Annotated in this window: 12 protein-coding genes and 1 pseudogene; 4 read left to right on the forward strand and 9 right to left on the reverse strand. The window is 62.8% G+C overall.

The window, feature by feature from the left end; genetic code table 11:
* Nucleotides 1-31: 31 nt before the first annotated feature.
* The gene (gene irrA, locus RPMA_RS00290; RefSeq protein WP_305849015.1) at nucleotides 32-499 is read right to left on the reverse strand and encodes an iron response transcriptional regulator IrrA; all 468 of its coding nucleotides are present in this window, start codon (nucleotides 497-499) and stop codon (nucleotides 32-34) included.
* A gap of 330 nt (nucleotides 500-829) precedes the next feature.
* Here irrA and fabA point away from each other — a divergent pair, with 330 nt between their 5' ends.
* The 3 genes and pseudogenes from fabA (at nucleotide 830) to RPMA_RS00305 (ending at nucleotide 4097) form a co-directional block, all read left to right on the forward strand.
* Nucleotides 830-1366, forward strand: a complete 537-nt coding sequence (fabA, locus tag RPMA_RS00295) for a bifunctional 3-hydroxydecanoyl-ACP dehydratase/trans-2-decenoyl-ACP isomerase (protein ID WP_211910971.1) — start codon at nucleotides 830-832, stop codon at nucleotides 1364-1366.
* A gap of 82 nt (nucleotides 1367-1448) precedes the next feature.
* The gene (fabB, locus tag RPMA_RS00300) at nucleotides 1449-2675 is read left to right on the forward strand and encodes a beta-ketoacyl-ACP synthase I (protein ID WP_211910972.1); all 1227 of its coding nucleotides are present in this window, start codon (nucleotides 1449-1451) and stop codon (nucleotides 2673-2675) included.
* 208 nt (nucleotides 2676-2883) lie between these two features.
* Nucleotides 2884-4097 (forward strand): annotated as a pseudogene (locus RPMA_RS00305) (IS481 family transposase).
* A 16-nt stretch (nucleotides 4098-4113) separates the two neighbouring features.
* Here RPMA_RS00305 and RPMA_RS00310 read toward each other — a convergent pair.
* Nucleotides 4114-4719, reverse strand: coding sequence for a glutathione S-transferase family protein (locus RPMA_RS00310; RefSeq protein WP_211910974.1), 606 nt, complete (start codon nucleotides 4717-4719; stop codon nucleotides 4114-4116).
* Between the two features lie 255 nt (nucleotides 4720-4974).
* Nucleotides 4975-7179, reverse strand: a complete 2205-nt coding sequence (gene katG, locus RPMA_RS00315) for a catalase/peroxidase HPI (protein ID WP_211910975.1) — start codon at nucleotides 7177-7179, stop codon at nucleotides 4975-4977.
* A gap of 222 nt (nucleotides 7180-7401) precedes the next feature.
* Here katG and RPMA_RS00320 point away from each other — a divergent pair, with 222 nt between their 5' ends.
* Entirely contained in the window at nucleotides 7402-8304 is a 903-nt protein-coding gene (locus RPMA_RS00320; RefSeq protein WP_211910976.1) for a LysR substrate-binding domain-containing protein, read from the forward strand.
* A 61-nt stretch (nucleotides 8305-8365) separates the two neighbouring features.
* Here RPMA_RS00320 and RPMA_RS00325 read toward each other — a convergent pair whose 3' ends face one another.
* The 6 genes from RPMA_RS00325 to ccmA all read right to left on the reverse strand — a co-directional run bounded on the left by RPMA_RS00325 (nucleotide 8366) and on the right by ccmA (nucleotide 11732).
* Nucleotides 8366-8737, reverse strand: a complete 372-nt coding sequence (locus RPMA_RS00325; RefSeq protein WP_211910977.1) for a ComEA family DNA-binding protein — start codon at nucleotides 8735-8737, stop codon at nucleotides 8366-8368.
* Nucleotides 8738-8866: 129 nt separating this feature from the next.
* Nucleotides 8867-9451, reverse strand: a complete 585-nt coding sequence (locus RPMA_RS00330; RefSeq protein ID WP_211910978.1) for a DsbE family thiol:disulfide interchange protein — start codon at nucleotides 9449-9451, stop codon at nucleotides 8867-8869.
* The gene (ccmD, locus tag RPMA_RS00335; RefSeq protein ID WP_211913359.1) at nucleotides 9448-9627 is read right to left on the reverse strand and encodes a heme exporter protein CcmD; all 180 of its coding nucleotides are present in this window, start codon (nucleotides 9625-9627) and stop codon (nucleotides 9448-9450) included. Before ccmD ends, RPMA_RS00330 begins: the two co-directional genes overlap by 4 nt.
* Nucleotides 9627-10364: a heme ABC transporter permease gene (locus tag RPMA_RS00340; RefSeq protein ID WP_211910979.1), complete on the reverse strand. Its 738-nt coding sequence runs from the start codon at nucleotides 10362-10364 to the stop codon at nucleotides 9627-9629. Before RPMA_RS00340 ends, ccmD begins: the two co-directional genes overlap by 1 nt.
* A gap of 94 nt (nucleotides 10365-10458) precedes the next feature.
* Complete coding sequence (gene ccmB, locus RPMA_RS00345; RefSeq protein WP_211910980.1) at nucleotides 10459-11133, reverse strand: heme exporter protein CcmB; 675 nt, start codon at nucleotides 11131-11133, stop codon at nucleotides 10459-10461.
* The gene (gene ccmA / locus RPMA_RS00350) at nucleotides 11130-11732 is read right to left on the reverse strand and encodes a heme ABC exporter ATP-binding protein CcmA (protein WP_211913360.1); all 603 of its coding nucleotides are present in this window, start codon (nucleotides 11730-11732) and stop codon (nucleotides 11130-11132) included. Before ccmA ends, ccmB begins: the two co-directional genes overlap by 4 nt.
* Nucleotides 11733-11885 lie beyond the last annotated feature (153 nt).

The raw sequence follows: 11885 nt of genomic DNA on the forward strand, positions 1-11885 counted from the left end.
CACGATGCGATGATGATGGGCTCAGTCGCGCCTAGCGCTTCTTGCGCAAACGGACGACCATATCGATGCGGCTGATTTCGAAGCCCTCGGGGACTTCCGGCATCTTGGTCAGAACGAGGTTCTGGTTCGGGATATCGACCAGTTCGTGGTTGTTCTCGAAATAGTAGTGGTGATGGGTCGTCACATTTGTATCGAAATAGGTCTTCGTACCATCGACGCTGACCTGGCGGAGCAGGCCCGAATCCGTGAGCTGGTTCAGGGTGTTGTAGACGGTCGCCAGCGACACCGGCACCTTGGCCAGGGTGGCTTCCTCATACAGCATTTCAGCGGTGAGATGGCGCGCGCCCTTGCCGAACAGCAGCCAACCCAGCGCCATGCGCTGACGGGTGGGACGCAGGCCGACCGACTGCAGCATCTCGTTGACGTCATGCCACGGGCAACCAGTCAGGGCCGGCTGGCGGCCATGATTGATTTCGGCAACCGCGGTTGCGTCGTCCATCGTCGAAATGCTGTCGCTCATATCCACGTCGGTAATCCCATCACTTCCACGCAATTCTACTCGGAAATTCCCCAATAATATAAAAACAGAGGGCTCCAGATGCAAGATTTTCGCAACTAGCGCGGTCTGGGCATGGAACCGTGCATTGCAGCACAGCGCCGAAGCGCAAATATGCCGTTAAAAGCGGGCGATACGCCGCTTTGCCGCCTCATGGGCGTATGATAGAGAGCCCCACACCGGGACAGGTTCCCGTGTAATTTGGAACAATTCTATACCGGCTTTCTTGGTTAAAGTCAGCCGCTAGACAGCAGTGGACCCAGAAAGCGCGGTATGCTCAAGGACAAAAAGAACAGCTACACCTACGAAGACCTGCTGGCTTGCGGCCGCGGCGAGCTGTTCGGACCGGGCAATGCCCAGCTGCCATTGCCCCCGATGCTGATGTTCGATCGCATCACCACCATCACTGAAGACGGTGGTGAATATGGCAAGGGATTCATTCAGGCCGAGCTGGACGTCAATCCGGACCTCTGGTTCTTCGCCTGCCACTTCAAGAACGATCCGGTGATGCCCGGCTGCCTTGGCCTCGACGCCATGTGGCAGATGGTCGGCTTCTTCCTGGGCTGGTCCGGCGGCATCGGCCCCGGCCGCGCGCTCGGCCTCGGCGATCTGAAGTTCACCGGACAGGTTCTGACCAGTGTCAAAAAGGTCGTCTACACGATCGACGTCAAGCGCGTGATGCGCTCGAAATTGTGGCTGGGCATTGCCGACGGCTCGCTTTCGGCTGATGGCGAGATTATCTATCGGGCAAAGGATTTGAAGGTCGGCCTGTTCAAGCAGGACGCCGCCGCAATGCAGTCGGGAACGTAATCTAACCACTGCGATTCACGGCGGTGTCCGAGGGGGAGACCGCCAAGTCCACAACAACGTTAGTTCAAAGGGCGAGACGATCATGAGACGGGTTGTCGTCACCGGGATGGGCATTGTTTCATCCATCGGAAACAACACGCAGGAAGTGCTTGCGAGCCTCCACGAGGCAAAGTCTGGCATCACGCGTGCCGAGAAACATGCGGAGCTTGGCTTCCGCTCGCAGGTGCAGGGCGCGCCCACGATCAATCCAGCTGATGTCGTCGATCGCCGCGCCATGCGTTTCCTCGGCGAAGGCGCCGCCTGGAATCACATCGCCATGGAGCAGGCGATCCAGGATTCAGGCCTGTCGCCCGCTGAAGTCTCTGACGAACGCACCGGCATCATCATGGGCTCGGGCGGCCCGTCGGCACGCACCATCGTCGATTCCGCCGATATCACCCGCAGCAAGGGCCCCAAGCGCGTCGGCCCATTTGCCGTGCCGAAGGCGATGTCGTCTACGGCATCCGCCACGCTCGCGACCTGGTTCAAGATCAAGGGCGTGAACTATTCGATCTCGTCCGCCTGTGCGACCTCGAATCATTGCATCGGCAACGCCTATGAAATGATCCAGTGGGGCAAGCAGGACGTGGTGTTTGCCGGCGGCTGTGAAGAACTCGACTGGTCGCTGTCGGTGCTGTTCGACGCCATGGGCGCCATGTCGTCGAAATACAACGACACGCCGGCCACCGCCTCGCGCCCCTATGACGTCAATCGCGACGGTTTCGTCATCGCCGGCGGCGCTGGCGTGCTGGTGCTGGAAGAACTTGAGCACGCGAAAGCGCGCGGTGCGAAAATCTATGGCGAGATCATCGGCTATGGCGCGACCTCGGACGGCTACGACATGGTCGCGCCATCCGGCGAAGGCGCCGAGCGCTGCATGAAGATGGCGTTGGCGACCACCGGCGGCATCAAGATCGACTACATCAATCCGCACGCGACCTCGACCCCGGCCGGCGATCCGCCGGAAATGCAGGCGATCCGCAACGTGTTCGGCGTCGGCGACAAGTCTCCGCCGATTTCCGCAACCAAGGCGCTCACCGGCCATTCGCTCGGCGCCACCGGCGTGCAGGAAGCGATCTATTCGCTGCTGATGATGCAGAACGGCTTCATTTGCGAGAGCGCCAACATCACCGAACTCGATCCGGTGTTTGCCGACATGCCGATCGTACGCAAGCGCATCGACAATGCCAAGCTCGGCGCCGTGCTGTCGAACTCGTTCGGCTTCGGCGGCACCAATGCGACGCTGGTGTTCAAGCGCCTGGATGCGTGAGGCTTCGGCCTTAACGGTCTGGCTATCACCACGTTCCGGTTGTCATCCCCGCGAAAGCGGGGGATCCAGTAGACACCCACATTTGTAGCCACACTCTGACAGAGCATACTGGATCGCCCGGTCAAGTGTACGGCCCGAAGAGATAGGTAACACCCGTTCGGAGACATGGGTAACACATCGTCGGCATGGATGGCTTGAGGAGGCCGGCATGCCTTGGCGCGAGGTGTCACACATGGATCAGAGAATGGAGTTCGTTCGGCTGTTTCAGCAGCCGGACGTCAATCGGCGGGAACTGTGCCGCCGTTTCCAGATCAGCCCGAAGACCGGCTATAAATGGCTGGCCCGTGCCCAAACCACTGAAGCCCGGTGGGCACAGGATCAATCGCGCCGGCCCCATGTCTCGCCCAAGCGGAGCGATCTGGAGGTCGAAGCCGCTGTGCTGGCGATACGCGATGCGCATCCGGCCTGGGGCGCGCGCAAGATCCGGCGCCGGCTCGACGATCGGCAAGCAAGCCTGCCGGCCGCCTCGACGGTGCATGCCATGCTGGCACGGCACGACCGTGTGCCGGCTCCTAACCAGCCGTCGCACTACACGCGCTTCGAGCATCCGGCTCCCAACGATCTGTGGCAGATGGACTTCAAGGGGCGCTTCCCGCTCGGTGAGGGGATGTGCCATCCACTCACCATGATCGACGACCATTCCCGCTATGCGCTGTGCCTTCAGGCCTGCAGCAATGAGCGGCAGGATACGGTGCAGCAGCATCTCATCGGCTGCTTCCGGCGCTACGGCCTGCCGCAGGCGTTTCTGGTCGATAACGGCGTACCGTGGGGCACCTGCTCTGAAGTCAGGTGGACGCGGCTGCGCGTCTGGCTGCTCAAGCTCGGCGTCGATGTCATCTATGCCCGCCCGTATCACCCGCAGACCAAGGGCAAGAACGAACGCTTCCATCGCACCCTCAAGAGCGAAGTCCTGTCGATGGCGACCTATCGCACCACCCAACAAATGCAGCAGGCTTTCGACCGCTGGCGGCATGTCTACAATGCCGAGCGGCCGCACCAAGCGCTCGGCTACGACGTGCCGGCGAACCGCTACCGACCGAGCACTCGTGCCATGCCAGGCCAATTGCGGGAGCCAGACTATGACGAGGGCACGATCGTGCGCCGGGCGAGCCGGCACAAGGCTCAGTTCAGATTTGGTAAAAAGCGCTGGCGGATGCCGGAAGCTTTTGGCGGCGAGCTACTGGCCATCCGGCCGCTCGCCACCGATGGCGCGTTCGGTGTCTTCTTCGGAGCCCATCAGATCGCTTCCATCGATCTGCGCAACGAGGCAACATGAAAACCGTTACCTATGTCTCCGAACACCCGTTACCCATGTCTCCGGGCCATACATCAAGCCGGGCGATGACAACGAGTATGTCGTGACGATCGAGACCGCGAGCTACTCTTTCTCGCCCGACGCGAATTCCTCTGCGCGCTGAAACGCAGGTCGCGCGGCGCAGCGATCGAGATAGCGATCGAAGGCCGGGCGCGTCGGCACCATCTTGAACAGCCGGATCGCAAAATTCAGGCCGGAGCCGATGGCAATGTCGGCGGCCGAGAATTGTTCACCGAGAATCCACGGCCCCTCTTCCAGCGCGGCTTCGAGCACATCGAACACGCGCTGCGCATCGCCCCAACCGGCGGCAACCGTGTTCATCTCCACCTTGGTGGCGATCTGCACGATCGCCGGCTCGATGCAACTCGGCGCGAAGAACAGCCAGTAGAGATATTTGGCGCGATGGGAATCGCCGAGATCGGGCGCAAGCTTCGCGTCGGGATAGCGCTCGGCCACATAAGTGCAGATCGCGGCCGCTTCCGCCATGGTGGCTTCGCCGTCCTGCAGCGCCGGCACCTTGCCCATCGGATTGACTTCAAGGAATTCCAGCGTGCGCTGCGTGCCCTTTTGGATGTCGATCAGCACGCGCTCATAGGGAACGCCGGTCTCTTCCATCAGCCACAGAGCAGTGAACGATCGCGAACGCGGCGACCAGTAGAGCTTCATCATCGGCGACCTCCCGTTTTGGAGGAGATAGTTCTGCGGGGATTCGATGACGGGTGCAAGACGGGCGGCCAGCACTGACAGAGCTGCCCCCTCTCCCGCTCTTGCGGGGGAGGGCCGGGGTGGGGGCGCCCACGTGACATCGCTTGTGGCTGCCCCCACCCGGCGCTTCGCGCCACCCTCCCCCGCAAGCGGGAGAGGGAAGAAAAAAGCCCCCGCGACATAGTCGCGAGGGCTCATTGTTAGTCCGGCAATCGCCGCTTATTCAGCAGCCTGCAGCAGCTTTGGCCTCTCCGCGAGATCGAAGCGATCCGCGTTCATCACCTTGGTCCAGGCCTTGACGAAGTCCTTCACGAACTTCTCCTTGGCATCGCCCGAGCCATAGACTTCGGCGATGGCACGCAACTGCGCGTGCGAGCCGAAGATCAGGTCGACGCGGGTCGCGGTCCACTTCACCGCATTGCTGTTGCGGTCACGGCCTTCATAGGTGCTCTCGCCATTCGGCGCCCACACCGTGCCCATGTCGAGCAGGTTGACGAAGAAGTCATTGGTCAGCGTGCCCGGCTTCTCGGTGAAGACGCCGTGCTTGCTGTCGCCGGCATTGGCGCCGAGGACGCGGAGACCACCGACCAGCACCGTCATTTCCGGCGCGGTGAGCGTCAGCAGCTGCGCACGATCGACCAGCGCTTCCTCCAGCTTCATGAACTGCGTCTTCTTGCCGTTGACGTAGTTGCGGAAACCATCGGCGCGCGGCTCGAGCGGGGCGAAGGACTGCACATCGGTCTGCGCTTCGGTCGCGTCGCCACGGCCGCCGGCGAACGGCACGGTGACCGAGACGCCGGCGTCCTTCGCGGCCTTCTCGATACCTGCATTGCCGGCCAGCACGATGAGGTCGGCCAGCGAAATCTTGCCGTACTCCTTTTGGATCGCTTCGAGCTTGGCCAGAACCTTGCCGAGTTGCTGCGGCTGGTTCACTTCCCAGTCCTTCTGCGGCGCGAGACGGATACGCGCGCCATTGGCGCCGCCGCGCTTGTCCGAACCGCGGAACGACGAGGCCGAGGCCCAGGCCGCCGATACCAGCTCCGACACCGACAGGCCGGAAGCGAGGATCTTCGCCTTGAGATCGGCAATGTCCTTGTCACCGAGATCCGGATTGTCATTGGCCGGGATGCGGTCCTGCCAGATCAGTTCTTCCTTCGGCACCTGCTTGCCGCGATAGCGGACGAATGGACCCATGTCGCGATGGGTCAGCTTGAACCAGGCGCGGGCGAAGGCGTCCGCGAACTCGTCCGGGTTCTCGTAGAAGCGGCGCGAGATCTTTTCGTATTCGGGATCGAAACGCAGCGCGAGATCCGAGGTCAGCATCGTCGGCTGGTGACGCTTGTTCTTGTCGAACGCATCCGGCACGCTGTTGGCACCGGCGCCATGCTTCGGACGCCATTGATGTGCGCCGCCCGGGCTCTTCATCAGCTCCCAGTCATAGCCGAACAGGTTCCAGAAGAAGTTGTTGCTCCATTTGGTGGGCGTCGAGGTCCAGGTCACTTCGAGACCGCTACCGATCGCGTCGGTGCCGATGCCCGTGCCGTGCTTGCTGACCCAGCCGAGGCCCTGGTTTTCGAGTGCAGCCGCTTCCGGCTCCACGCCGACCAGCGACGGATCGCCGGCGCCATGGGTCTTGCCGAAGGTGTGGCCGCCGGCGATCAGCGCCACGGTCTCTTCGTCATTCATCGCCATGCGGAAGAAGGTCTCACGGATGTCGCGGGCCGAGGCGAGCGGGTCGGGATTGCCGTTCGGGCCTTCCGGATTGACGTAGATGAGGCCCATCTGCACGGCGCCGAGCGGCTCCGAGAGCTGGCGCTCGCCGCTATAGCGCTCGTCACCGAGCCAGGTGCCTTCCGGGCCCCAATAAAGCTCTTCCGGCTCCCACACGTCCGCACGGCCACCGGCGAAGCCGAAGGTCTTGAAGCCCATGGATTCCAGCGCGACGTTGCCGGTCAGGATCATCAGGTCGGCCCAGGAGATCTTGCGGCCGTATTTCTGCTTGATCGGCCACAGCAGGCGGCGGGCCTTGTCGAGATTGACGTTATCGGGCCACGAATTCAGCGGCGCGAAGCGCTGCTGGCCCTGTCCGGCGCCGCCGCGGCCGTCGGTGATGCGATAGGTGCCGGCCGAGTGCCAGGCCATACGGATGAACAACCCGCCATAGTGACCGAAGTCCGCCGGCCACCAGTCCTGCGAATCGGTCATCAGCGCCGTGAGGTCCTTGATGACGGCATCGAGATCGAGGCTCTCGAATTCCTTCGCATAATTGAAGGCATCGCCCATCGGATCCGCCGAGGGATGATTGGTGTGGAGGACGCCGATATCGAGATGCTCCGGCCACCAGCCGGCATTGTTCGGACCCTTGGCGCCCTTGGCACCATGCACCACCGGGCACTTGCCGGCGCCATCGCTCTTGTCGTTCATCTCGTTCTCCTTCGGCCGTTGGCTGGGAGCAGCCGCGGCGACATCGATCGCCGCGTCAAAACCGCTCAATTTTCCAAAAGCTGTATCTTTTCAATTGCCTGACGAATTTCGCGGCAGGCGAGCGCCTACCATGGCGGATCTTCGTGACGACAGATTGGAAGACTTCTTAGATCAGGTCCAGTCGAATTGTCTTAGGAGCTCGATCAGTTTATCTGATTGAGAATGATCACCCTGCGCCAGCTCCGCTATCTCTCCGCCCTCGCCAAGCACGGCCATTTCGGCCGCGCCGCCGAAGCCTGCGCCGTGACCCAGCCGGCGCTGTCGATGCAGATTCGCGATCTCGAACGGACGCTGGGCGTGCAGGTGGTGGAGCGACGGCCGGGCGAAGTCATCCTCACGGATGTCGGCCGCGAAGTGGCGCGACGCGGCGAGGATGTCCTGGCGGCCTCGCGCGATCTCGTGGATTTCGCGCGGCATCGCGGCGGCGTGCTGACGGGACGGCTGACGCTCGGCGTCATTCCATCGCTCGCCCCCTATCTGCTGCCGCGAATCTTGCCGGCGTTGCAAAAACAGTTTCCGGAATTGCGGCTGGAGCTGCGCGAGACGCAGACGCGGCAACTGATCGATGATGTGAAGAGCGGCACGCTGGATGCGGCGATGCTGGCGCTGCCACTCGCCGAGACCGAGATCGAAACGCTCAAACTGTTCGACGACACGTTCCTGCTCGCCGTGCCGGCGAATGATGCGCGGCCCATCGAGCAACGCATCAAGGCATCGGAGATCGACCAGAGCCGTCTGATCTTGCTGGAAGACGGCCACTGCCTGCGCGACCAGGCCCTCGCCTTCTGTGCCACCGCGCGTGGCGGCATCACCGCGGCTGGCACGGCCTTCGCTGCGTCATCGCTCTCCACCGTGATCCAGATGGTGGCGAGCGGCTATGGCGTGACGCTGATCCCGCAGATCGCCGCCGATGTGGAGCAGCGCGACACCCGCGTCAAATTCCTGAGGCTCGAAAATCCGCAGCCCGGCCGCACCATCGGCCTGGCGTTTCGCAAGACATCGCCGCGCAAGGCAGATTTCGCGGCACTCGGCGATGCCGTGAAGGACTGCGTGCTCGACGGCTGATGTCGCAAAAGAAAACGCACTGGTGGGGAAGCACCAGTGCGTTTCCGTTGGGATGAATCGCTTAGCTCTTCTGCTTCGCGATCACCTTATCCTTGATGCCGTCATAGGTCTTTTCCGGCACGATCTTCTTCTGCACCAGTTCGTCCTTGCCCTTATACGGCCGGCCTTTGACGATGGCCGCCGAATAGGCCTTGCCGATGCCCGGCAGCGCTTCCAGCACCTCGGGCGTCGCGGAGTTGATATCGACGAGATCGGTCTTCGCCGATGCGGCACCTGTCGTTGCAGCCGGCGCTGCAGCCTTCGGCGCGGCAACCGGCGCCATCTTGCTGGCAGGTGTGGCAGGCTGAACCGTCTGCGCCATCGACGGCGCAGTGGCGAGCACGGCAAGCGAGAGAGCGGCAGCAGTCAGAGTAGCAAGTTTGAAAGTGCGCATCGGTTTGTCCCTCCAGGACAGTTAAGTAACAAACCGATTGAGATGCTCATTCATGGCGGCGCCGTGGCGCCAAAATGAACCGCAGATAAAAGCTGAAAATTATTTTGATAGTAAGGCTGCGACTTTCGGCTAGCTGCCGGCCTTCAGCGCTTTCTCGATCTCGGGCATCAGGACTTTGCCGAGATTGTCCTGATTGATACCACCCACAAGCTTGTAGGCGATCTTGCCGTCGCGGCCGACGACAAAGGTCTCGGGCACGCCATAGACGCCCCATTCGATCGAGCCGCGGCCATTGCTATCGACGCCGACAATGCCGAACGGATTGCCGTAACGACCGAGGAAGCGGCGGGCGTTATCGGCATTGTCCTTGTAGTTGATTCCGACCAGTTGCAGCCGTGTATCCTTGCCGAGCTCGGTGAGGATCGGTGCCTCGTCGTGACAGGGCACGCACCACGACGCCCACACATTGACGACGCTGACCTTGCCCATGAAAGCTACGGGATCGAGACCGGGAATCGCCACGCCCTTTTCATTCAGTCCCTGCAGCGCGGGCAAGACGGTCTGCGGCGCCTGGCGTCCGATCAATGCCGACGGCAAGCGCTGCGGATCGGCGCCGAGGCGAAACCAGAACAAGGCGGCCAGCGCGGCGAAGATCACCAGCGGCAGAGCCAGCACCCAACGGCGCTTCGGAGCTGTGGTCGTCACGTCGCTCATTTCAGATCCGTGGCACCGCGGCCGGAGCGGCGCCCCACGCCTGCTTGCTCCAGCGCATGCAGGCGAGCGCGGACGCGGCGGTGATCGATGGCGATCCAGACGATGAGAAGCAGAACGACGGCCGCAACCAGCACATAGGACGTGATGATGAAGGAGGCGTAGGGACCGAGCGACATCATGGCAGCGCCACCGGCTTCGAGGCTTGCAGCATCTGCAGCGACCGCAGGCGGCGACGCAGGATTTCGTTACGCATGGCCGCAAGATGCAGCGTGATGAACAGCAGCGAGAACGCCACCGCCATGATCAGCAGCGGCGTGAGAAAGGACTTGTCGAGCGCCGAGCCCGCCATGCGGATCACCGAGGCCGGCTGATGCAGCGTGTTCCACCAGTCCACCGAGAACTTGATGATCGGGATATTGATGGCGCCAACCAGCGTCAGCACGGCTGCAGCCCGCGCGGCGCGCGACGGATCTTCGACGGCGCGCCACAGCGCGATCAGGCCGAGATACATCAGGAACAGGATCAGCACCGACGTGAGCCGGGCGTCCCATTCCCAATAGGTGCCCCACATCGGACGGCCCCATAGCGAGCCGGTGACGAGGGCGAGAAAGGTGAAAGCTGCTCCGATCGGCGCGGCGGCCTTGGCCGCGACATCGGCGAGCGGATGGCGCCAGACCAGCGTGCCCAGCGAGGCCACGCTCATGACACCCCAGACGAACATCGCGAGCCAGGCATTGGGCACATGGATGAACATGATCTTGACCGTGGCGCCTTGCTGATAGTCATCAGGCGCCAGCGCAGCCTGATACAGGCCGAATACCAGCAGCACGGCGGTGAGCATCGCCAACCACGGCAAAACGCGCGTTGCGAGGGACAGGAACCGGGTCGGATTGGCGAGTTCAGTCAGCGTCATGGCACTTCCACTTGGCGCGGCCAAAATAGCAAACAAGTCCGCGGTCAATGCAACTTATTCTCATTCATTTTTCGTTGCCATGGATTGATCGAGGTCAATCCATGCCATGACGCAGGCTTGCGGCAGCGGCAAATGGTCCGATCACCAGGCTTGCCAGCGAAATCGCACAGAGAATCGAGAACGGTGTCGAAAATGACATCGTCCCCTGCTCGACGATGGCCGCATTCGACGCCGCGACGCCGAAAATCAGCACCGGGATCGACAGCGGCAGCACCAGCACCGCCAGCAACAGCCCGCCGCGCTGCAGCGTCACGGCGAGTGCCGCACCGATCATGCCCGTGAAAGTGAGCGCGGGGGTGCCGACCAGCAGCGTCAGCGCCACGGCCGCGGTGGCCGAGCCATCGAGATTCAGCAACAGGCCCAGCACCGGCGTCGCCACCACCAGTGGCACGCCGGCCGCCAGCCAATGGGCGAGCGCCTTGGCGGCGCAGGTGAGCTCCAGCGGCGTGCGGCTCATCAGGATGAGGTCCAGCGAACCGTCATCGTGATCGGCCATGAACAGGCGATCGAGCGTCAGGAGACTGGCCAGCAGGGCTCCGAGCCAGAGGATGGCGGGGCCGAGCCGGGCCAGCAGGTTGAGATCGGGGCCGATGGCAAACGGCATCAGCACCACGACGGTGAGGAAGAACAGCACGCCGATCAGCGCGCCACCGCCCACGCGGAGCGCGATGCGAATATCACGGCGGATCAAAGAACCGAGAGCGCTCACGCCACGCCCCCGATCCGCAACTCCCGCGCCGCGATCCCGAGAGGCGTATGCGTCGCCGCCATGATCAGGCCGCCATCAGCCAGATGCGCGGTCATCAACCCGGCAAACACCTTCTGGCTGCCCATGTCCAATGCCGAGGTCGGCTCGTCCAGCAGCCAGATCGGACGCTTGACGGTCAGCAGCCGGGCGATCGACAGCCGTCGGCGCTGGCCGGCGGAGAGGAAACCGGCCGGCAGATGGATGGCATGGCCGAGACCGACGGCTTCCAGCGCCGCGGCCGGCGCGGTGGCCACGCCGCCGAGGAACTCCGCCCAGAAACCAAGGTTTTCCGTCACGGTCAGTGCGGGCTTCAGGGCATCGCGATGGCCGAGATAATGGGCCTGCTCGGCCACACTCAGCTCGGCGTCACCGCCCTCCAGCGCGATCGTGCCGCCCGCCGGCGCGATCAGCCCGGCGATCAGCCGCAGCAGCGATGTCTTGCCGGCGCCATTGGCGCCAACCACAGCCACCGCCTCGCCCGCGCTCGCCTCGAAATCGAGTCCCGCAAACACCTCACGGCCCGCACGTATGCATCGCAATCCCTGGCCGGCAAGCCGCATCGTCACTATGTCCATAGCCTACTGATTTGGTTCAGAAGTCACGCGTTGTTGCATCATTTCGCAGGGCTGCAAAACGATTGTCGGTGTGGCAGCAAGTCTAGAAAGATTCTATAAGCCGGGAATTGATGCAGCACACAATCGGCGCGGCAACCG

This window comes from Tardiphaga alba, assembly GCF_018279705.1.
GTDB classification, from domain to species: domain Bacteria; phylum Pseudomonadota; class Alphaproteobacteria; order Rhizobiales; family Xanthobacteraceae; genus Tardiphaga; species Tardiphaga alba.